The organism is Streptomyces hesseae (assembly GCF_031845785.1).
In the GTDB taxonomy this organism is placed as follows: domain Bacteria; phylum Actinomycetota; class Actinomycetes; order Streptomycetales; family Streptomycetaceae; genus Streptomyces; species Streptomyces hesseae.
On sequence record NZ_JAVRFI010000023.1, the window covers coordinates 30,208 to 50,422 of the forward strand.

Below are 20,215 nucleotides of genomic sequence, written 5' to 3' on the forward strand. Positions count from 1 at the left end.
AGGTCGGTAATCGCCCATGGGTCCGGCAATTGGCCTATGCGCGAGGCAATTGGCCGTTCGGTGGACGGGTGTTCCGCCCGCCGCCCTAGCGATCCGGCTCGGGGTCCTTCAGCCAGCCGATGAGCTCCGCCGAGAACGCCGCCGGGTCCTCCTCGTGCGGGAAGTGGCCGAGCCCGTCGAAGAGCCGCCAGCGGTAGGGGGCCTCCACATACTCGCCGGAGCCCGCCGCGCTGCGCGTGCGCATCACCGGATCGAGGGACCCGTGCAGATGCAGCGTCGGCACCCGGACGGGCCGCTTCATCCGGCGGTTGAACTGCGTGCCGTCGGGGCGGGCCATGGACCGCACCATCCAGCGGTACGGCTCGATCGAGCAGTGCGCCGTGGAGGGGATCGACATCGCCCGGCGGTAGGTCTCGACGGTCTCGTCGTCCGGCAGCCGGGGCCCCGACCACTCCCGGATCAGCCGCCCCACCAGCGCCGCGTCATCCGCGAGCAGCCGCCGCTCGGGCAGCCAGGGCTGCTGGAAGCCCCAGATGTGGGAGCTCGCGGCGCTCTGCCGGGGGTCGGCGAGCATCGCCGACCGCCAGCGTCGCGGGTGCGGCATCGAGGACACCACGAGCCGGCGCACCAGCTTGGGCCGCATCACGGCCGCGGTCCAGGCCAGATACCCGCCCAGGTCATGGCCGACGAGAGCGGCGTCCGGCTCGCCGAGGGAGCGGACCACGCCCGTGATGTCGAGGGCGAGGTTCGCCGGGTCGTAGCCCCGGGGCGTACGGTCGCTGCCACCGACGCCGCGCAGGTCCATCGCCACCGCACGGAACCCGGCCTCCGCGAGGGCCGGCAGCTGATGCCGCCATGTCCACCAGAACTGTGGAAAGCCGTGCAACAGCAGTACCAGCGGCCCCTCGCCCATCTCGGCGATATGGAACCGCGCCCCGTTCGCCGCGACGTCCCGGTGGGTCCACGGACCTTCCGGCCGGACGACCGCGGTGGGCGAGGACGCCACTACCGGGGTCGCGGGTGTGGGCCGGCCGGGTTCGGGGGACGCGGGCGCTGCGGAGGTATCGGGCACCGTCATACGGTCGAGCGTGTCACAGATGCGTCCGCCTGGCTCATGTCGGCCACAGGACGCGGGTGCGGCTTGACGGTGCCCAGCACGGCCGCGGTCTCCTTCGCCGAGGCGATGCTCTTCTCCGGCTTCTTGATCTTCTTGAACTTGGCGACGGCCAGCAGCCCGAGCACCGCCGCGAGCAGCAGATACGCGCCACCGGTGATCAGGAACGACCAGGCGAGCCCGAGCCCGAGGTTGTGGATGCCGTAGGCCGCCGCGAAGCTGAGGACCGGCAGCGAGAAGAGCGCCAGGACACCGGCCGCGGCGATGGCGCCGCCACCGATGCCGAGCCGCCGGGCGTCCTGCCGCAGCTCGGCCTTGGCCAGTGCGATCTCGTCGTGCACCAGCGCGGACAGCTCGGTGGTGGCCTGTGCCACCAGCTGGCCGAGGCTGCGGTTCGCGCCGTCGTCGGCTGCGCTCATCGCCTGCTCCCTCATCGTCGTCGGCTTCGTCCTCCGCGGGGCTCCGGTCCGGCTGGTCCGGGCATTACAGGGAGCGCACCGCGGATGTAAAGACTCTCAGATCATGCCGGACCGTCGTCGCTGGTGGTGCGCCCTGCCGCGACTTCCGCCAGCTTGCGGTGCGCGGCCGCCTTGGCCTCGTACTTCGCGGCCATGCGCAGGTGGTACTGGGGATTGTCCTGCTCATAGATGTCCGGGATGCCGTCCTCGTCCTCGTCGCGGTCCTCCTCCTCGCAGAGCTTCTTGTACTTGTTGTCGCGCAGTTTGAGGAGAGTGCAGGAGAGAACGGCGGCCATCAGCGAACCGACGAGCACGGCCGCCTTGACCTCGCTCGTGAGGACGGCGTCGCCGCTGAAGGCGAGCTCGCCGATCAGCAGGGACACCGTGAAGCCGATCCCGGCCAGCGAGGCCACGGCCAGCACGTCGGGCCACTTGAGGTCCGGGTTGAGCTCCGCCCTGGTGAAACGCGCCGCCGCCCAGGTGCCGCCGAAGACGCCGACAGCCTTGCCGACGACCAGGCCGAGGACCACACCCAGCGTCTCGGGCCGGGAGAAGACATCGGACAGCGCCCCGCCGGAGACCGCGACGCCCGCCGAGAACAGCGCGAACAGCGGCACGGCCAGCCCCGCCGACAGCGGGCGCACCAGGTGCTCGATGTGCTCGCCGGGGGAGTGCTCCTCGCCGTCGCGGCGGGTGCAGCGCAGCATCAGGCCCATGGCGACGCCCGCGATGGTCGCGTGGATGCCGCTGTTGTACATCAGCGCCCAGTTGACGACCGCCAGCGGTACGTAGACGTACCAGCCGCGTACGCCCTTGCGCAGCAGCACCCAGAAGACGACCAGGCCCACCACGGCGAAGCCCAGCGCGGCGAAGTTCAGCTTCGACGTGAAGAAGACCGCGATGATGAGGATCGCGAAGAGGTCGTCGACGACGGCCAGGGTCAGCAGGAAGGCGCGCAGGGCGGACGGCAGGGAGGTGCCGATGACGGCGAGCACGGCCAGGGCGAAGGCGATGTCGGTGGCGGTGGGCACGGCCCAGCCGCCCAGGGAGCCACCGCCGGCCGAGGCGGTCAGGGCGTAGACGATCGCGGGCATGGCCATGCCGCAGAGCGCGGCGACGACGGGGAGGATCGCCGCCCTGGGGTTGCGCAGCTCGCCCGCCACGAGCTCGCGTTTGAGCTCGATGCCGGCGACGAAGAAGAAGATCGCGAGCAGTCCGTCGGCCGCCCAGTGCTGGAGGGACAGGTTCAGCCCGAGGCTGCCGGGGCCGAGGTGGAAGGAACGGACGGTCTCATAGCTCTCGCGCAGCGGGGTGTTCGCCCAGATCAGCGCGGCGACGGCGGCGACGAGCAGCAGGACGCCGCCCACGGTCTCGGTGCGCAGCGCGTCCGCGAGATAGTTCCGTTCGGGCAGGGAGAGCCTGCCGAGGAAGACGGAACGCTGGTTCTTGGACGCGGCCACGATGGTGGACCTCCTGGGGTCGGTCTGACGGTCTGAAAACACACGGGTACACGTGTGTTGTATTGCCGACCAGACTTCCCGGCGCGCCCTAGATTCTTGTCGCAATATTTACGCGACAGGTACTTACCTTAGCCGGAAAGAGTGAAGGGCGCCCGACGTGTTGCCGGGCGCCCTTCACTCGTAGGTGCTTTGACCTGTGGTTATGCGGATGTGTTCTGGGTTCAGTCCTCGCTGGGGGCGGCGGGGAGCTTGGCCTGGATGAGGTCCATGACCGAGGAGTCGGTCAGGGTGGTCACATCGCCGAGAGTGCGGTTTTCGGCCACGTCGCGCAGCAGACGGCGCATGATCTTGCCGGAGCGGGTCTTGGGCAGCTCGGCCACCGGCAGGACCCGCTTGGGCTTGGCGATCGGGCCGAGCTGCTTGGCCACATGGGCACGCAGCTCCTCGGTGAGGCCCTCGGCCTCGGCGTCCACACCGCTGCGCAGGATGACGAAGGCGCAGATCGCCTGGGTGGTCTGCGGGTCGGCGGCGCCGACGACGGCGGCCTCGGCGACCTTCGGGTGCGAGACAAGGGCGGACTCCACCTCGGTGGTGGAGATGTTGTGGCCCGAGACGAGCATGACGTCGTCGACCCGGCCGAGCAGCCAGATGTCGCCGTCATCGTCCTTCTTGGCGCCGTCGCCCGCGAAGTAGCGCCCCTCGAAGCGGGACCAGTAGGTGTCGAGGTAGCGCTGGTCGTCGCCCCAGATGGTGCGGAGCATGGACGGCCACGGCTCGGTGAGGACGAGATAGCCGCCGGCGCCGTTGGGCACCTCGTGGCCGTCGTCGTCGACGACGGTGGCGGAGATGCCGGGGAGCGGGACCTGGGCCGAGCCCGGCTTGGTCTCGGTCACGCCCGGCAGCGGGCTGATCATCATGGTGCCGGTCTCGGTCTGCCACCAGGTGTCGACGACCGGGGTGGTGTCGGCGCCGATGTGCTTGCGGTACCAGACCCAGGCCTCGGGGTTGATGGGCTCGCCGACCGACCCCAGGATCCGCAGGCTCGACAGGTCGAACTTGGCGGGGATGTCGTCGCCCCACTTCATGGCGGCGCGGATGGCGGTGGGGGCGGTGTAGAGGATCGTGACGCCGTACTTCTGGACGATCTCCCACCAGCGGCCCTGGTGGGGGCTGTCGGGGGTGCCCTCGTAGAGCACCTCCGTCGCGCCGTTGCTCAGCGGGCCGTAGACGATGTACGAGTGGCCGGTGACCCAGCCGACGTCGGCGGTGCACCAGAAGACATCGGTCTCGGGCTTGAGGTCGAAGACGGCGTGGTGGGTGTACGAGGCCTGGGTGAGATAGCCACCGGTGGTATGGAGGATGCCCTTGGGCTTACCCGTGGTGCCCGAGGTGTAGAGGATGAAGAGCGGGTGCTCCGCGTCGAAGGCCTCGGGGGTGTGCTGGTCGGACTGACGCTCGACCAGGTCGTGCCACCACACGTCGCGGCCCTCGGTCCACCCGATGCCCTCCTGGCCGGTGCGGCGGACCACGAGCACGCTGCGGACGTTCTCGGTGCCGGGACGGGTGAGGGCCTCGTCCACCGCGGGCTTGAGCGCGGAGGGCTTGCCGCGCCGGTAGCCGCCGTCGGCGGTGATGACGACGCGGGCGTCGGCGTCGTTGATCCGGGTGGCGAGGGCGTCCGCGGAGAAGCCGCCGAAGACCAGGGAGTGCGGGGCGCCGATGCGGGCGCAGGCCAGCATCGAGACGACCGCTTCGGGGATCATCGGCAGATAGATGGCGACGCGGTCACCTGCCTGGACGCCCAGCTCCAGCAGGGCGTTGGCGGCGCGGGAGACCTCGCGCTGCAACTCGGCGTAGGTGATCGAACGGCTGTCGCCGGGCTCTCCCTCGAAGTGCAGCGCGACACGGTCGCCCAGCCCGTTCTCCACATGGCGGTCGACGCAGTTGTACGCCACGTTGAGCTTGCCGTCGGCGAACCACTTGGCGAACGGCGCGTTCGACCAGTCGAGGGTCTCGGTCGGCTCGGTCGCCCAGCTCAGGCGGCGGGCCTGCTCGGCCCAGAAGCCCAGCCGGTCAGCCTTCGCCCGCTCGTACGCCTCGGCGGTCACATTGGCCTCGGCGGCCAGACCGGCGGGCGGTGCGAAACGGCGCTCCTCCTTCAGAAGGTTGGCCAGGCTTTCGTTGCTCACGACATCTCCCTTTCCCAGGGGGCTCGTTACGTCCCGGCCATAGCTCATCAGGCCGGGACGCACCCTGACAAGGGGTGTGGACAAAAAGTGGTTTAGACCTTATGGAAACCTGATGTGCCGAGGTCAGAGGGGGTGGTGCGGCCGATGGGACGCGCTGGGGGCGTCGCGCCGGAGTGCCGGGCGGAGGCGTCGGGCCGGGCGGGCGCGAGTGTCGGGGCGGGTGGGTACGAGCGCCGGGGCGGGCGGACCGGTGTGCCGGACGGGGTGGGTCATCCGGGATGGGTCATACGGCGTCCAGGACGGCCGGCCGTACGGCGGTGAAGGTGCGCGAACGCCGGTCCAGGACATAGGCCTGGGCCTCTCCCACGTGGAAGTACATCCCCTGGAGCCGCAGTGATCCTTCGGCCACCCGACGGGCGACACAGGGGTGGGCCATCAGATGGTCGAGCTGCTGCAAGATGTTGACGAGGGCCAGCCGCTCGACGTCGTCCGCGACGGGACGGTCGGCCAGCGCCACCTCGCCACGCCCCAGTCGGCCGATCCGCTGCATTCGGGCGAGGCTGGGCCGGCCGTGCCGCAGCCAGCGGGTGAGCGGGGTCTGGGCGGAGACGAGGCCATGGCCGGCGGGGGAGGCGGCCAGATCCAGCAGGGCCTGCATGGCACCGCATCCCGAGTGCCCGCAGACGGTGATGTTGCCGACCTTGAGCACCTCCACGGCGTACTCCACGGCGGCGCCGACCGAGTCGCAGCTCCCGTCGTCCCCGGGCGGGGGCAGCAGATTGCCGACATTGCGCACGGTGAACAGGTCGCCGGGGCCGCTTGAGGTGATCATGCTGGTCACCAGCCGGGAGTCGGCGCAGGTGAGGAAGAGCTGGCTGGGGCGTTGTCCTTCCCGGGCGAGCCTGGCCAGCTCGTCGCGGACCAGTGGGGCCGTGTCGCGCTGGAAGGCGCTCACCCCGCCGAGGAGTTGCCCGGTCTCGCCGGGCCCGGCCTCCTCTTCCGCGCGGTGGGCGCGGTCGTGATGACGCCAAGGGGTCCAGGGGCGGTGGGCAGAAGAACCGGCGGGGTCCGTGGTGGGCTTGCCGCGGCCCCGGAGGGAGCGGGCGATCCCGGGCAGTGGGAGCAACGCGGCGATCACCATCCCCACCACGACGCCCTGAACCACTCCCAGCAGCAGCACCGACCCGAGCGTGGCCACGTACATGGGGAACTCCCTGTGTCGCGACATCTGCTTGACCTGTGCCAGGTCCGCCGACCTCAGCCCGGCCGCGACGGCGAGAGCGGCCACGGCGGACAGCGGGACCAGCTCCGGCACCGCCGTCGGCAGCCCCGCGCACAGCAGCACGCAGACGGCACACACCGCCGCGCCCGCGTGGGACCCGGGCCGTGCGGCGCCGGGGGACACCGCGCCGCGGGGGCGCAGCCACTCCTGGACGGGGGTCGGCAGCAAGGACCGCAGCGACTGCGCGCTCGCGGCGAGCGTGAGCGTCAGTACCGCCGCGAAGATCCCGAGCACCGGGCCGTCCGGCAGGCCGGGCAGTACTCGCGACTCCCAGGGGGCGAAGGAGACCCGGGGCGTGTTCAGGGAGAGGCTCGCGCCCATGGCCAGGGCGAGCGCGGCGAACGGGGCCGGGACGAGCCGCAGCAGCCGCCCCGCCCTGCCGGGCAGCCGGGGCCAGACTGTCAGCACCACCACGGTGACGGCAGCGGCCAGGAGCGCGGCTGGCTGTGGACGCGTCAACTCCGAGAGCAAGGCCCGGATGCCTGCTAGCGAGGAGGGCTGAGGACCGCCGCCCAGTACGACGGGCGCCTGGCCGAGGACGATCGTCGCTCCCACGCCCGTGAGCATCCCGCGTGCGACGGCGGGACTGAACGCCGACGCCAGACGGGCCACCCGTGGGGCACCAAGGGCCAGTTGCACCAGCCCGACGAGGGCGATGACCCCGCAGGTGACCTGCCAGCCCTGGCGCTGGACCAGCTCCGCGGTCACCAGCACCAGACAGGCGGCCGTGCCCCCGGCCCGGGCCGGGGCGGCGCCGAACACCGCTCCGGCGATACCGGCGACGACCGCCGCGATCAGGCCGGCCTGGAGGGGGAGGCTCGCCGCCAGGGCGATCCCCAGGGAGAGGGGAACGGCGGCCAAGGTGACGGCGGCGGAGGCGGGGAGACCCCGGGACCAGGCGGACCGGCTTCGCCCACTGGGCTCAGGGGGGCCGTCCTGGCGGAGTGCCGGGAAGGGAGGGGGCGTCTGGGTCTGCTGAGCGGGCATCGTCGGTCCCGTCTTCTTCGTCGGGGCGGCGCGGTCGCGCTGGATGCGCGGCCGTGGTCACGGCGGGCAGCGGCGGGAGCGGCTGCGACGGACAGGCGTCCATCAACTCTCGGTAAACGGATCGTAATGCAGAGTAAAGGGCTGGCGAGGGAGCGCCCGGACCCTTCCCCCGATCGAGCGAATAAGTATTTTTAAATGCCTGCCTCCTTTGTTCAGTTTTGACCCCATGCGATGGTGGCGTCGCTTGAACGTCTGCCCGCCCCGCCGGACAGGCGAGTCGAACGGCGAGGTGGCTCATGGCTGCTGCATGGAGAATCGCGCTCGGCGGCCTGACGGCCCTGGCGCTGGCCTCGGGGGCCGCGACGCCCGACGCCTCCGCGCCCGCCGGCGGCCGTCGGGCGCCGACCCGCCCGTACCCGGCCGGGCGGCCGGTCCGGCTGATCGGCGACGGCTCCACTGCCGAGACCGGCCCTCAGCCCGGGCAGCCCGTCCCGCGCCGTCTCGAACCCGGTGAACGACCGCCGCAGTTCGTCGTCTTCTCATGGGACGGCGCGGGCGAGGACGAGCAGAAACTGTTCTCCCACTTCCGTGCCGTCGGCAGGAAGTACCACGCGACCATGACCTACTTCCTCAGCGGCGTCTATATGCTCCCCGCCGCCAAGCGGAAGCTCTACGCCCCGCCCCGGCACTCCGCCGGCGCCTCCGACATCGGCTTCAACGACGTCGAGGGCGTCCGGGACACCGTGGCGCAGATGCGCGCAGCCTGGTTCGAGGGCAATGAGATCGGCACCCACTTCAACGGCCATTTCTGCGGCGCCCATGGTGGCGTCGGCACCTGGACCAGCAAGGAGTGGATGAGCGAGATCCGGCAGGCGGAGTCGTTCGTCAGGCACTGGCGGACCAACGCCGGGCTCAGGTCGGAACCACCCCTTCCGTTCGACTACGGCAAGGAGTTGGTCGGCGGGCGGGCGCCCTGCCTGGAAGGCCAGCGCAATCTCATCCCGGCGGCCAAGGCCATGGGTTTCCGCTACGACGCGAGTTCCATCGGCGGGCGGCAGGTCTGGCCCCGGAAGATCCGTGGCGTCTGGGACTTCCCCTTGCAGGACATCCCCGTCCCGGGGCATGACTTCGAGACGCTGTCGATGGACTACAACTTCCTCGCCAACCAGTCCGGTACCACCGAGGGCGAGCCCGCCCGGCGGGAGGCGTGGGGCAGGCAGATGCGCGACGGCCTGATGGCGGGCTTCCAGCGGGCGTACCGGGGAAACCGCGCCCCGTTCTTCGTCGGCGACCACTTCGAGTCCTGGAACGGCGGCACGTACATGCGTGCCGTCGAGAGCGTCATCAAGAAGGTCTGTGTGAAGGACGGCGTGCGCTGTGTCTCCTTCAAACAGCTGGCGGACTGGCTGGACGCCCAGAATCCCCGGCTGCTCACGGACCTGCGCGAGCTGGAGATCGGCAAGGCGCCGAAGAACGGCTGGGCGCGGTTCTCCGGCGCCGCCGTCAGACGGGCTGCGCGGTAGCCAGCAGCTCTTCGTCCAGCACGAACGCGGGATCGACCTGCGCCGCAAGATCGGCACCCGTCTTGGCGTTGCCCCAGCTCTCCGCGTTCTTGAGGTGGAAGTGGACCATCTGGCGGGTGTAGCGCCGCCAGTCGCGCCGCTCGTAGGAGGCGTCCGCGGTCTCGCCCAGAACGCGCAGGGCCTGCCGGTTGACCTCCTCCAGCAGCTCGAAACGGGGCGGGCGGCCCTTCTCCATCGCCCGTACCCAGTCGGAGTGGCCGACCGTCGTGAGCAGGTCGTCGCCCACCTCGGCACGCAGGAAGTCGAGGTCGTCCTGCCCCTGCACCTTGTTGCCCACGACCTTCAGCGCTACGCCGAAGTCCCGCGCGTACTCCTTGTACTGGCGGTAGACGGACACACCCTTACGGGTGGGCTCGGCGACGAGGAAAGTCATGTCGAAACGGGTGAACATCCCGGAGGCGAAGGAGTCGCTGCCCGCCGTCATGTCGACGACCACGTACTCGCCCGGCCCGTCCACGAGGTGGTTCAGGCACAGCTCGACCGCGCCGACCTTCGAGTGGTAGCAGGCGACACCGAGATCGGAATCGGTGAAGGGGCCGGTGACCATCAGCCGGACGGACGCGTCGTCGTCCAGCGCCACCGTACGGGCGCACGCCTCGTAGACCGGATTGTCCTCGGTGACGCGCAGCAGCCGTGAGCCGTTGCCCGGCGGAGTCGTCTTGATCATGGTCTCCGCCGAGGCGATGCGTGGGTTGTCGCCGCGCAGATAGTCCTTGATCAAGGGAAGCCGTGCGCCCATCGCGGGCAGCGCGGCGGTGTCCACCTCGTCGAGCCCGAGCGCCGCACCCAGGTGCTGGTTGATGTCCGCGTCCACGGCGATGACAGGGGCGCGGCCGGCGGCGAGGTGGCGGATGAACAGGGAGGACAGCGTGGTCTTGCCGCTGCCGCCCTTCCCCACGAAAGCGATCTTCATGTTCACCAAGAGTAGGTGCAGGGGTGCGCTGAGTGAGAGTCGTGAGTGAAGAGGACCACTCTTTCGAGGGGTGTAGACCCGAAGTGCGTAGTGTCTTACCCATGAGTACGACAGCCGATCCGCTTGCCACCCTGGGCTCGCTCCCGGGCGTTGCCGACTCCGTGGACTCCGTACGCAAGGCGGTGGACCGGGTGTATGGGCACCGGGTGATGCGCCGCCGGAGCAATGAGGTCACCTCCGAGGCGGCACTGCGTGCTGCGCGGGGTTCGGCCGCGCTGTCCGGCGCGGACTGGGCCCTCGAAGAGGTGCGCCGCCGCTCCGATTTCAGCGGTGAGGGGGAGCCGCGCGCGGTGGGCGCGGCGCTGCGGCTGACCGCCGAGGCGGGTCAACTACTGAGCGTGTGGCGCCAGTCCCCGCTGCGGGTTCTGGCCCGGCTGCATCTGGTGGCCGCCGGTGGCGACCGGCCCGACGCCTCGGTCGGACGGCCGCGGCTGGCCGGTGAGCCGGTGGTGGAGCCGCTGGTCGAGCTGCCGCTGCCGGGCGCGGACGAGGTCGCGGGACGACTGGAAGGGCTGGCGGGGCTGCTGATCGCGGGCAGTGCGGCCCCGGCGCTGGTGACGGCGGCCGTGGTCCATGGCGAGCTGCTCGCCCTAAGGCCGTTCGGGTCGTACAACGGCCTGGTCGCGCGGGCGGCCGAGCGCATCGTGCTGGTGGGTAGCGGTCTGGACCCCAAGGCCATCTGCCCGGCCGAGGTGGGACACGCGGAGCAGGGCCGGGAGGCCTATGCGGCGGCGCTCGAGGGCTATGTCTCGGGGACCCCGGCGGGCCTGGCGGCCTGGATCGCGCACTGCGGCCGGGCCGTCGAGCTGGGGGTGCGGGAGAGTACGGCAGTGTGCGAGGCGCTTCAGCGCGGCGCCGCCTGACCGGCGGTCACCGGGCCGGCCGCCACCGGCCCTCGATCAGCCTCATCACCCTTGTGGCGGACATGGGTTGCGGCGGTACCTGTACTGCTCCGGTACCGCCGCTGGCACGTCCGCCGGGTTACCATGCGTGCACGAAATTCGCCCATCAGGCCGGGTACTTCGCCCGCCACCTGGTGCGACTGGCCCGTAATCGACGGGTCGGCGTCGCGTGGGTGCCCGGCTTTCATGCTCGGTCCGTGGGGCCTTGGTGCGTGAGGGGCGTCCTCCCGGATGTCCCTGGTCTCGCGGGCCGTTAAGTCCTTTCTACTCCTGTCGCCGTGGAAGCGGAAGCCTAAGCCGCAGTTCTTTTGCTTTTGACATTAAAAGCGGACAAGCCGGGCAGGGTCGTGCGGCGGCGATTGGCGAACCACATCAGCCCCGCCGTGGCCGCCGCCGCGCCGATCGCGGCGGCCATGAGCAGCGCCGGACGGGATGGCATGGACAGCGCGGAAATACGCTGCTTCAGGCGCACGGGCCGGTTGAAGGAGAGGATCGGCCAGTCGCGTGACACCGCTTCGCGGCGCAATGCCCGATCGGGATTGACGGCATGAGGGTGGCCGACCGCCTCCAGCATCGGAATGTCGGTGATCGAATCGCTGTATGCGTAGCAGCGGCTGAGGTCGTATCCCTCCGAGGCGGCCAGCTCGCGCACGGCCTCGGCTTTGGTGGGGCCGTAGGCGTAGTACTCGATTTCCCCCGTGAAGGTGCCGTTTTCGACGACCATCCGGGTGGCCACGACCCGGTCGGCGCCCAGCAACGCCCCGATCGGCTCGACGACCTCGGCGCCCGACGTGCTCACGATCACCACATCCCGTCCCGCGGCGTGGTGTTCCTCGATGAGCGAGGCGGCCTCGTCGTAAATGATCGGGTCGATGAGCTCGTGCAGGGTCTCGGCCACGATCTCGCGGACCTGCTGGACATTCCAGCCCCTGCAGAGGGCGGAGAGATACTGACGCATCCGCTCCATCTGGTCGTGGTCGGCTCCGCCGGCCAGGAAGACGAACTGCGCATAGGCGGTACGCAACACGGCACGCCGGTTGATCAAGCCGCCTTGGTAGAAGGACTTGCTGAAGGTGAGCGTGCTCGACTTCGCAATGACCGTCTTGTCCAGATCAAAGAACGCGGCGGTCCTAGGCAAGGAGTGGTTTTCCACGTCGCCGAGCATAGGGGCCCTCCATTCGGCGTAAGCTGAGGCGTGTGGGTTTGCCTGAGAAGGCTCTCGGGTACACCATGGAAGTCACGGATCGTTCGCGACCGTGTCTAACCCGGCCCGACTCCTCCCCCCCCGAGTCGGCCGTGGGGACGACCCCCGCTCTCCCCCCCGGCGGGGGTCGTCGCATGTCCGGACGCGTTTCGGTCGTCGTCATCGGGCCTCCTCCGTCCTCGTCCGCCCCTGTTGGGCGCGTGGTCTCCCCCCTTCATACTCGTTACGCAGCGTAATCGCCATGCTGCTCTCAGGAAGTCACCGGTATAGGTGAGCGGGATATTCACAACCGTTGAGTTGTCCACAGTTTTTGACCAAGATCCACACGATTTCCCGGTTCGCTGCACGGTGATTCCCCGCGAGATCCGCGATGTTCGCGGAGACGAGAGCGTGGAGTGAGAGGGGAGAGACCGTGACCGGATCCAGCATGTCCGATCGGCCCGCTTCCGGCGACGGCAAGCAGCGGGGCCCGCTGATCGTCACGGAGGACGAGGCGCTGCTCGATGATCTGCTGAGGCTGTGCGCCGCGGCGGGTGCGGTGCCCGAGGTCGTCCATGGCCCGTTCGCCCGGGGAGCCGGCTGGGACGGTGCGCCCCTGATCCTGGTGGGCGACGACAGCGCCACCGGGCTGGGGGCCGCCGCCCGCGTCGAGGGCGTGGTGCTCGTCGGCAGGGATCCCGGCGACCCCGGCGTCTGGCGCAGAGCCGTCGGGATCGGCGCCCGCCATGTGGTCCTGCTGCCCGACGGGGAGGGCTGGCTCGTCGACCGGATCGCCGACGCCGTCGAGGGGGTGGGCCGCCCGGCTCTCACAGTGGGCGTCGTCGGCGGCCGCGGCGGCGCGGGGGCCAGCACCCTGGCTTGCGCCCTGGCCGTGGGCGCGGCGCGCGCCGGGCGGCGCACCATGCTGATCGACGGCGATCCCTTGGGCGGCGGGCTCGACGTACTGCTGGGCGGGGAGAGGTCCGAGGGACTGCGCTGGCCCGCCTTCGCCGACTCGCGGGGGCGGGTGGCCGGCCAGGCACTGGAGGAGGCCCTGCCCGAACTCCACTCCCTGCGCGTCCTGAGCTGGGACCGGGGCAACTGCCCGGCCGTCCCGCCCGAGGCGATGCGCGCCGTCCTGGCCGCCGCCCGGCGGCGCGGCGGAGTCGTGGTCGTGGACCTGCCGCGCAGGCTGGACGAACCGGCCGTCGAAGCCCTGGAACAGCTCGATCTGGGCTTGTTGGTGGTCCCCGCCGAACTGCGGGCCGTCGCCGCCGCCCACCGGGTGGCCTCGACGCTGGGCATGCTGCTGAGGGATCTGCGGGCCGTCGTGCGCGGCCCGTTCGGCTCTGGCCTGGAGGCGGACGAGATCGCCCGCCTCCTGGGGCTCCCCCTTGCGGGTGAACTACCCCTGGAACCCGGTCTGTCGGACGCGCTCGACGCCGGCCGGCCACCGGGCGGTGCCGAGCGGGGGCCGCTGGCCCGCTTCAGCGCGGAGTTCTGGGACAGGGCACTTCCCGAGAACGAGGGGGTGCCGGCATGAGCCTCGCGCTGCTGGACGCCGTACGGCTGCGGCTGGCGGAGAGCGGGGCCGAGCCGACACCCGCCCGGGTCGCCGAGGCGCTGCGCCGGGAGGGACGGCTGCTGGGCGACGCCGAAGTCCTCGGCGTGGCGGCCCGGTTGCGCTCCGAGCTGGTCGGCACGGGCCCTCTGGAGCCCCTGTTGGCGGCGCCCGACGTCACCGACGTCCTGGTCACCGCTCCCGACCGGGTCTGGATCGACCGGGGCGCGGGCCTGGAGCGCACCGATGTGACCTTCCCCGACGCGGCGGCGGTGCGCGGCCTCGCCCAGCGCCTCGCCGCCATCGCCGGACGCCGACTCGACGACGCCCGGCCCTGGGTGGACGCCCGACTTCCGGACGGCACACGCCTGCACGCCGTCCTGCCTCCCGTGGCCGTCGGATCCACCTGCCTCTCGTTGCGGGTCGTCCGGCCGCGCGCCTTCGCCCTGGCGGAGCTCGTGGCCGCGGGGGCGCTACCCCCTGACGGGGAGCGACTGCTGCGCGCCGTCCTCGATGCCCGGCTCTCCTTCGTCATCAGCGGCGGCACGGGCTCGGGCAAGACCACTCTGCTGTCCACCCTGCTGGGGCTGGTCGCGCCCGACGAGCGGATCGTCCTCGCCGAGGACTCCGCCGAACTCCGCCCGGACCATCCGCATGTGGTCCGGCTGGAGACCCGCCCCGCGAACCAGGAGGGCACCGGCCTTGTCACCCTGCGGGATCTGGTGCGCCAGGCGCTCCGGATGCGCCCGGACCGGCTGGTCGTCGGCGAGGTGCGCGGTCCCGAGGTCACCGACCTCCTGGCCGCCCTCAATACGGGGCACGAAGGAGGCTGTGGCACGGTGCACGCCAATGCCGCCGCGGATGTCCCGGCCCGGCTGGAGGCGCTGGGCTCTACGGCGGGCCTCGACCGGGCGGCGCTGCACAGCCAGCTCGCGGCCGCCCTGTCGGTCGTGATCCATATGGTCCGTGACCACGGCGGCCGCAGAAGGGTCGCGGAAGTCCATGTGCTCGACCGGGATTCCGCCGGTCTGGTGACGACCGTACCGGCGGCCGTGTGGGGCGAGGACGGCTTCGAGCGGGCGCGGGGCTGGGACCGGCTGGCCGAGCTGTGCGGGCGTGCCGGGGGTGTGCCATGACCGGGTGGCCGTCCGGGGCACAGGCTTCCTCCGGATATGCCGCGCTGCTGCTCCTCGTCCTGTCGCTCTGCGCCCTCGCCGCGTTGCGGGCTCGGCCTGGGCCGGGCGTGCGGCGGGCCCGGCTGCTGTTGGCCGGTGGTGGGACGGCTGGAGGCGGGAGAGCCGGAAGCGGGCCGGGTCTCGCCGTGCCGGGCCGGATGGGTGAGTGGGCCGGGCGCTTGCGGCGGGTGGCGCGGGAGAGGCGTGAGTTGCTCTGCCTGCCCGTCGGCTGCGCGGTGGCGGTGCTGGGGAAGTCGGTGTTGCCACTGATCGTGGGAGCGCTGGCCGTGCCGCTCGTACGGCGGTGGCTGGCGGCGCGGGAGCGGCAGCGTGAGCGGGAGCGCCGGGAATCCGCCGTGATCGACATGTGCGGCACCGTCGCGGGTGAGCTCAGGGCGGGGCGTCAGCCCGGTGCGGCGGTGGCCGGGCTGAGGGAGGCGGGGCTGGGTCCGGGGTGGCCCGCGGTGCCGGCGGCGGCGAGGTTCGGCGGGGACGTACCGGACGCGCTGCGCAAGGCGGGGTGGCGGTCGGGGGCCGAGGGGCTCCAGGGGGTGGCGGCCTGCTGGCGGGTCGCGGTCGACGGCGGGGCCGGTCTGGCCGCGGGCCTGGAGCGTGTCGCGGCGGCTCTGGGTGCCGAGCGGGATCAGCGGGAGGAACTGCGCGCCCAGTTGGCGGGCACCCGGTCCACGGCCGTGATGTTGGCGCTGCTTCCCGTCCTCGCGTTGCTGATGGGTGCCGCGCTGGGTGCCGAGCCGCTGCGGGTGCTGCTGCACACGCCGACCGGCCTCGGATGTCTGGTGCTCGGCGGACTGCTGGAGTGCGCGGGGATCGCGTGGACCCGGCGCATCGTCCGGGTCGCTGAAGGGCCGGGGAAGACGAGTGGGAGGGAACGGGAGAAGTGAACGGGGGTGTTGTTGTCCACAGCCTGTGGGCGGTGGTGCTGGCCGCGATCGCGACGGTGTGCGTGACGACGCTGGGGAGGGGTGCGCGCGGAAGACGTACGGTACGCGGCCGGTTGGTGACTCTGCTCGGGAGCCATGGCCCGGCGGCAGGCGGGGCGGCCGTAGGCGAGACGGCGGAAGGCGGGGGCCGGTCGCGCAGCCGGTCACGGCACGCGGTGAGTGGTCCGAACGGGCGGGTGGCTGTGGCGGTGGCCGTGGTAATGGGGATCGCCGGGCTCGTGCTCGTCTGGCTGGTCGGGGGTGTCGCCGGTTGCGTGGCGGGTGCCGCCGCGGCCTGTGGTGTCTGGCGATGGCGTCGGAAGGCCGAGGAGGCCGAGGGAGAGGTGCGGGCCGAGGAAGTGGGGCGGCAGTTGCCCCTGGCGGCCGATCTTCTGGCCGCTTGTCTGGCCGCCGGTGCCGGGCCCAGGGAGGCCGCCGAGGCGGTCGGGGGCTCGCTGGGTGGCCCGGTCGGGTCCCGGCTGGCCCAAGCGGCGGCGGAGGTGCGGCTCGGCGGTGATCCGGGCACTGCCTGGGGGCGGCTGGGGAGCCTGCCCGGGGCCGCCCCGCTGGCGGGCTGTCTGGAACGGGCCCAGGCCACCGGAGTCCCGGCGGTGGAGCCCATGGCGCGGCTGGCGGCGCGGCTGCGTGCGGCCCAGGGGAGAGCGGCGGCGATGAGGGCCCGTCGCGCGGGGGTCCAGGCGACGGCACCGCTGGGGCTCTGCTTCCTGCCCGCGTTCCTGACGGTTGGGGTGGTGCCGGTGGTGGTCGGGCTGGCGGAGGGGCTCATGCGCGGAAGCTGAACGCGGCCCGGCGCATGGGCGGTGAGCAAAAAGCACGTGAAGGAAAAGGAAAGTGACGGTGCGACGGATGAGGGCGCACCGCGCACATCTCAAGCGATCAAGAGATGGGGGATCGGTCATGGCAGTGGCGGCGATGAAGGTCACGTCGTGGTGGACGGCGCGCCGGGCCTGGATGAGGGGCGCCGGCGAGGCCGGGATGACGACGGCGGAGTACGCGGTGGGCACGCTCGCGGCGTGTGCGCTGGCGGCTGTTCTGTACAAGGTGGTCACCAGTGGGGCCGTCAGCTCGGCCCTTCAGCAACTGATCGTGAAGGCGCTCCATGCGACCTTCTGACGGGGTGTCCGGAGCGCGGTCCGACGGTGGCTATGTGACGGCCGAGGCCGCAGTGGCGCTACCGGTGCTGGTGTTGTTCGCTGTGGCCCTGCTCTGGGGGCTGATGGCCGCGTCCGCGCAGATCCAGTGCGTGGACGCGGCCCGGGCGGGGGCGCGGGCGGCGGCCCGGCAGGACCCGCCTCCGGCGGCCGTCGCCGCGGCCCGGTCCGCCGCTCCGCGCGGGGCCCGGATCGGGCTGACACGGGAGGGCGATCTCGTCCGGGTGCGGGTCGAGGCCCGGGCCGCCGGGCCGGGGCCGCTGGCGGTACGGCTGAGCGGGGAGGCGGTGGCCCTTGCGGAGGAGACGGTGGGATGACGGAGGCCTGGCCTCGGTGTGGGTGGCGGCTGTCGCGATGGCGTCCTGTGTGGTCTTCGCGGCGCTGTTGGCCATGGGGCAGGTGGTGATGGCTCGTCATCGGGCGGGCGGGGCGGCGGACCTGGCGGCGCTCGCCGCCGCCGACCACGCCCTCCAGGGGGAGGCGGCGGCCTGTGGTCTCGCCCGGAAGGTCGCCTCGGCGCAGGGTGTGAGAGTGGTGCGCTGCGGGGTGAAGGGCGAGTTCGCGGAAGTGGCTGCGGAGGCCCGGGCCGGACCGTACGCGCTGAGGGTACGGGCCCGCGCCGGGCCGCCGGAGGCGGCGTACGCCCCGTGACGCCTCTCCGCGTGTAGCCCGACGGCGCCGTCCGGCCCGCACCGCCTCCCGTCTCGTCCCGGGCTCAGCCCGTCTCCGTCGGGGCCTCCGAGCCCTCCGGGACGGCCGGGGCCTCCGAGTCCTCCGGGGCGTCGTAGAGGAGGCGGGTGAGGAGGCGGATGGCGGCCTTCTTGTCCAGTGGGTCGTTGCCGTTCCCGCATTTGGGGGACTGGATGCAGGAAGGGCATCCGGCGGCGCACTCGCAGGCCGCGATGGCCTCGCGGGTGGCGCCGAGCCAGCGGGCGGCGGTGTGGAAGGCGCGCTCGGCGAAGCCGGCGCCGCCGGGGTGGCCGTCGTAGACGAAGACGGTCGGCAGGAGGGTGTCGGGGTGGAGGGGGACGGAGACGCCCCCGATGTCCCAGCGGTCGCATGTGGCGAAGAGGGGGAGCATGCCGATGGAAGCGTGTTCGGCGGCGTGGAGGGCGCCGCCGAGGGCCTCGGGGGAGATCCGGGCGTCGTCGAGCTGGTCCTCGGTGACGGTCCACCACACGGCGCGGGTGCGCAGGGTGCGGGGTGGCAGGTCCAGCTTGGTCTCGCCCATGACCTCGCCGGTGATGAGTCTGCGACGGAGGAAGGAGACGACCTGGTTGGTGACCTCGACGGAGCCGAAGCACAGCCGTGCGTCCCCCCAGGGGACCTCGGTGGTGGTCTCCAGGATGGAGATGGCCGTGGTGTCGCGGGCCGTCGTGGAGTAGGGCGGGTCGGCCTGTTCCACCAGGGCGACGGAGTCGTCCAGGTCGAGGTGGCGCACGAGGTAGCTGCGGCCTTGGTGGAGGTGGACGGCGCCCTCGTGGACGGTGGTGTGGGCGGCGGACCGGTCCACGGTGCCCAGCAGCCGTCCTGTGCCCTCCTCGACGACCTGGACGGGGCGGCCGCCCCCGCCCCGGATGTCGGTGAGGTCGGCGGCGCGCTCGCGGCGGGTCCAGTGCCAGGCGGTGCCCCGGTGGCGGAGGAGCTTGCGGGCCTCCAGCTGGGAGATCACGGCCATGGCCTCGGGTCCGAAGAGCGACAGGTCGGACTCGGTCAGGGGCAGCTCCTCGGCGGCCGCGCACAGGTGGGGCGCGAGGACGTAGGGGTTGTCCGGGTCGAGGACGGTGGACTCCACGGGCTGCTGGAAGAGGGCCTCGGGGTGGTGGACGAGGTAGGTGTCCAGCGGGTCGTCGCGGGCGATCAGGACGGCGAGCGCGCCCCGGCCGGTGCGGCCCGCGCGGCCGGCCTGCTGCCACAGGGAGGCGCGGGTGCCGGGGTAGCCGGAGAGGAGGACGGCGTCGAGGCCGGCGACGTCGACGCCCAGTTCCAGGGCGGAGGTGGCGGCGAGGCCCAGCAGCTCGCCGGTGTGGAGGGAGCGCTCGATGGCGCGGCGTTCCTCGGGGAGGTAGCCGCCGCGGTAGGCGGCGACGCGGGAGGGGAGGGAACGGTCCACGGCGGCCAGTCGCTCCTGGGCGATGAGGGCCACCAGCTCGGCGCCGCGCCGGGAGCGGACGAAGGCGACGGTGCGCACGCCCTGGACGGCGAGGTCGGTGAGGAGGTCGGCGGTCTCGGCGGTGGCGGTGCGGCGGACGGGGGCGCCGCGCTCGCCGTGGAGCTCGGTGAGCGGGGGCTCCCAGAGGGCGAAGACCAGTTCGCCGCGCGGGGAGGCGTCCTCGGTGACCTCCGCGACCGGCAGGCCGGTGAGCCGGCCGGCGGCGGGGCCGGGGTCGGAGGCCGTGGCGGAGGCGAGGAGGAAGACGGGATCGGAGCCGTAGCGGGCGCACAGGCGGCGCAGCCGGCGGAGCACCTGGGCCACGTGGGAGCCGAAGACGCCCCGGTAGGCGTGGCACTCGTCGATGACGACATAGCGCAGGGCGCGCAGGAAGGAGGCCCATCGGGGGTGGGCGGGCAGGATCGAGCGGTGGAGCATGTCCGGGTTGGTCAGCGCGTAATTGGCGTACTGACGCACCCATTCGCGTTCCTCGAAGGGGGTGTCCCCGTCGTAGACGGCGGGCCGGACGCCCTTGCCGAGGGGGCCGGCGAGGGCGCGTACGGCGCGGCGCTGGTCGGCGGCGAGGGCCTTGGTGGGGGCGAGGTAGAGGGCGGTCGCGCCACGCCCGTTGGGGGCCTCGGAGCCGTCCAGCAGGGCGCTGAGGACGGGGGCCAGATAGGCGAGGGACTTGCCGGAGGCGGTGCCGGTGGCCACCACGGCCGACTCGCCGCGCAGCGCGTGCTCGGCGACGCGCGCCTGGTGGGCCCAGGGCCGTTCGATTCCGGCGGCCCGAATGGCGTCGATCACTTCCGGCCGGATCTTCTCGGGCCAGGGGGCATGACGTCCGGGACGAGGGGGCAAGTGCTCCGTATGAGTGATGCGTGCAGCCCGGCCCTGCCCGGCGACGAGTCGGTCGAGGACTGTCCGGGGAGCGGGGTGCACGCCCGCCTCCGGCGGGAGTTGATCGTTGGCCATCGACACCGAGTGTGTCACCGGCTTGACGGACAATGGCGCCAAGGCGTCGTGCGCGCCTGCCGGTAAGTGATTGAATGCCATCGCGGCTGCCGATCCATGGGGGGCGAC

Annotated in this window: 17 protein-coding genes; 9 read left to right on the forward strand and 8 right to left on the reverse strand. The window is 72.1% G+C overall.

The annotated features are described in order from the left end of the window. Window positions 1-85: 85 nt before the first annotated feature. The 5 genes from RM609_RS27375 to RM609_RS27395 form a co-directional block, all read right to left on the reverse strand. On the reverse strand, window positions 86-1,078 hold the full coding sequence (locus RM609_RS27375) for an alpha/beta fold hydrolase (RefSeq protein WP_311614249.1): 993 nt from the start codon (window positions 1,076-1,078) through the stop codon (window positions 86-88). Further along, window positions 1,075-1,533, reverse strand: a complete 459-nt coding sequence (locus tag RM609_RS27380; RefSeq protein WP_311614250.1) for a phage holin family protein — start codon at window positions 1,531-1,533, stop codon at window positions 1,075-1,077. The genes RM609_RS27375 and RM609_RS27380 overlap by 4 nt, the downstream gene beginning before the upstream one ends. A gap of 101 nt (window positions 1,534-1,634) precedes the next feature. Continuing rightward, window positions 1,635-3,032: a Na+/H+ antiporter NhaA gene (nhaA, locus tag RM609_RS27385; RefSeq protein ID WP_311614251.1), complete on the reverse strand. Its 1,398-nt coding sequence runs from the start codon at window positions 3,030-3,032 to the stop codon at window positions 1,635-1,637. A gap of 221 nt (window positions 3,033-3,253) precedes the next feature. Next, a complete protein-coding gene (gene acs, locus RM609_RS27390; protein WP_311614252.1) occupies window positions 3,254-5,221 on the reverse strand; it encodes an acetate--CoA ligase in 1,968 nt (655 codons plus the stop codon). Between the two features lie 283 nt (window positions 5,222-5,504). Continuing rightward, complete coding sequence (locus tag RM609_RS27395) at window positions 5,505-7,490, reverse strand: carbonic anhydrase (RefSeq protein WP_311614253.1); 1,986 nt, start codon at window positions 7,488-7,490, stop codon at window positions 5,505-5,507. A gap of 296 nt (window positions 7,491-7,786) precedes the next feature. Here RM609_RS27395 and RM609_RS27400 point away from each other — a divergent pair, with 296 nt between their 5' ends. Next, window positions 7,787-9,013, forward strand: coding sequence for a polysaccharide deacetylase family protein (locus tag RM609_RS27400; RefSeq protein ID WP_311614254.1), 1,227 nt, complete (start codon window positions 7,787-7,789; stop codon window positions 9,011-9,013). Here the strand turns inward: RM609_RS27400 and RM609_RS27405 are convergent. Continuing rightward, the gene (locus RM609_RS27405) at window positions 8,994-9,986 is read right to left on the reverse strand and encodes an ATP-binding protein (protein ID WP_311614255.1); all 993 of its coding nucleotides are present in this window, start codon (window positions 9,984-9,986) and stop codon (window positions 8,994-8,996) included. The two genes, RM609_RS27400 and RM609_RS27405, sit on opposite strands and share 20 nt — an antisense overlap. Window positions 9,987-10,087: 101 nt before the next feature. Between RM609_RS27405 and RM609_RS27410 the strand changes: the two genes are divergently transcribed. After that, on the forward strand, window positions 10,088-10,909 hold the full coding sequence (locus tag RM609_RS27410; RefSeq protein ID WP_311614256.1) for a Fic family protein: 822 nt from the start codon (window positions 10,088-10,090) through the stop codon (window positions 10,907-10,909). 331 nt (window positions 10,910-11,240) lie between these two features. Here the strand turns inward: RM609_RS27410 and RM609_RS27415 are convergent, their stop codons facing one another. Then, entirely contained in the window at window positions 11,241-12,113 is an 873-nt protein-coding gene (locus tag RM609_RS27415; protein ID WP_311614257.1) for an HAD family hydrolase, read from the reverse strand. 466 nt (window positions 12,114-12,579) lie between these two features. On the opposite strand from RM609_RS27415, the gene ssd reads away from it, so the two are divergent. The 7 genes from ssd (at window position 12,580) to RM609_RS27450 (ending at window position 17,631) form a co-directional block, all read left to right on the forward strand. Beyond that, the gene (ssd, locus tag RM609_RS27420; RefSeq protein WP_311614297.1) at window positions 12,580-13,674 is read left to right on the forward strand and encodes a septum site-determining protein Ssd; all 1,095 of its coding nucleotides are present in this window, start codon (window positions 12,580-12,582) and stop codon (window positions 13,672-13,674) included. Next, window positions 13,671-14,828, forward strand: a complete 1,158-nt coding sequence (locus tag RM609_RS27425) for a TadA family conjugal transfer-associated ATPase (protein ID WP_311614258.1) — start codon at window positions 13,671-13,673, stop codon at window positions 14,826-14,828. Before ssd ends, RM609_RS27425 begins: the two co-directional genes overlap by 4 nt. Further along, the gene (locus RM609_RS27430) at window positions 14,825-15,769 is read left to right on the forward strand and encodes a type II secretion system F family protein (RefSeq protein ID WP_311614259.1); all 945 of its coding nucleotides are present in this window, start codon (window positions 14,825-14,827) and stop codon (window positions 15,767-15,769) included. Before RM609_RS27425 ends, RM609_RS27430 begins: the two co-directional genes overlap by 4 nt. Window positions 15,770-16,017: 248 nt before the next feature. Beyond that, entirely contained in the window at window positions 16,018-16,608 is a 591-nt protein-coding gene (locus RM609_RS27435; RefSeq protein ID WP_311614260.1) for a type II secretion system F family protein, read from the forward strand. 118 nt (window positions 16,609-16,726) lie between these two features. After that, window positions 16,727-16,942, forward strand: a complete 216-nt coding sequence (locus RM609_RS27440) for a DUF4244 domain-containing protein (RefSeq protein WP_438828549.1) — start codon at window positions 16,727-16,729, stop codon at window positions 16,940-16,942. Next, on the forward strand, window positions 16,929-17,297 hold the full coding sequence (locus tag RM609_RS27445; protein WP_311614261.1) for a TadE family type IV pilus minor pilin: 369 nt from the start codon (window positions 16,929-16,931) through the stop codon (window positions 17,295-17,297). The genes RM609_RS27440 and RM609_RS27445 overlap by 14 nt, the downstream gene beginning before the upstream one ends. 22 nt (window positions 17,298-17,319) lie before the next feature. Further along, a complete protein-coding gene (locus RM609_RS27450; protein ID WP_311614262.1) occupies window positions 17,320-17,631 on the forward strand; it encodes an Rv3654c family TadE-like protein in 312 nt (103 codons plus the stop codon). A 64-nt stretch (window positions 17,632-17,695) separates the two neighbouring features. Here the strand turns inward: RM609_RS27450 and RM609_RS27455 are convergent, their stop codons facing one another. Then, a complete protein-coding gene (locus RM609_RS27455) occupies window positions 17,696-20,188 on the reverse strand; it encodes a DEAD/DEAH box helicase (protein WP_311614263.1) in 2,493 nt (830 codons plus the stop codon). Window positions 20,189-20,215: the final 27 nt, after the last annotated feature.

Excerpts from the sequence above, each read along its gene's own strand:
- RM609_RS27405 (WP_311614255.1), bottom strand. The coding sequence starts at position 9,986 with ATGAAGATCGCTTTCGTGGGGAAGGGCGGCAGCGGCAAGACCACGCTG.
- RM609_RS27455 (WP_311614263.1), bottom strand. The coding sequence starts at position 20,188 with ATGGCATTCAATCACTTACCGGCAGGCGCGCACGACGCCTTGGCGCCA.
- RM609_RS27440 (WP_438828549.1), top strand. The coding sequence starts at position 16,727 with ATGGCAGTGGCGGCGATGAAGGTCACGTCGTGGTGGACGGCGCGCCGG.
- RM609_RS27380 (WP_311614250.1), bottom strand. The coding sequence starts at position 1,533 with ATGAGCGCAGCCGACGACGGCGCGAACCGCAGCCTCGGCCAGCTGGTG.
- RM609_RS27375 (WP_311614249.1), bottom strand. The coding sequence starts at position 1,078 with ATGACGGTGCCCGATACCTCCGCAGCGCCCGCGTCCCCCGAACCCGGC.
- RM609_RS27400 (WP_311614254.1), top strand. The coding sequence starts at position 7,787 with ATGGCTGCTGCATGGAGAATCGCGCTCGGCGGCCTGACGGCCCTGGCG.
- RM609_RS27445 (WP_311614261.1), top strand. The coding sequence starts at position 16,929 with ATGCGACCTTCTGACGGGGTGTCCGGAGCGCGGTCCGACGGTGGCTAT.
- RM609_RS27425 (WP_311614258.1), top strand. The coding sequence starts at position 13,671 with ATGAGCCTCGCGCTGCTGGACGCCGTACGGCTGCGGCTGGCGGAGAGC.
- RM609_RS27415 (WP_311614257.1), bottom strand. The coding sequence starts at position 12,113 with ATGCTCGGCGACGTGGAAAACCACTCCTTGCCTAGGACCGCCGCGTTC.
- RM609_RS27410 (WP_311614256.1), top strand. The coding sequence starts at position 10,088 with ATGAGTACGACAGCCGATCCGCTTGCCACCCTGGGCTCGCTCCCGGGC.
- RM609_RS27430 (WP_311614259.1), top strand. The coding sequence starts at position 14,825 with ATGACCGGGTGGCCGTCCGGGGCACAGGCTTCCTCCGGATATGCCGCG.
- RM609_RS27395 (WP_311614253.1), bottom strand. The coding sequence starts at position 7,490 with ATGCCCGCTCAGCAGACCCAGACGCCCCCTCCCTTCCCGGCACTCCGC.
- ssd (WP_311614297.1), top strand. The coding sequence starts at position 12,580 with ATGTCCGATCGGCCCGCTTCCGGCGACGGCAAGCAGCGGGGCCCGCTG.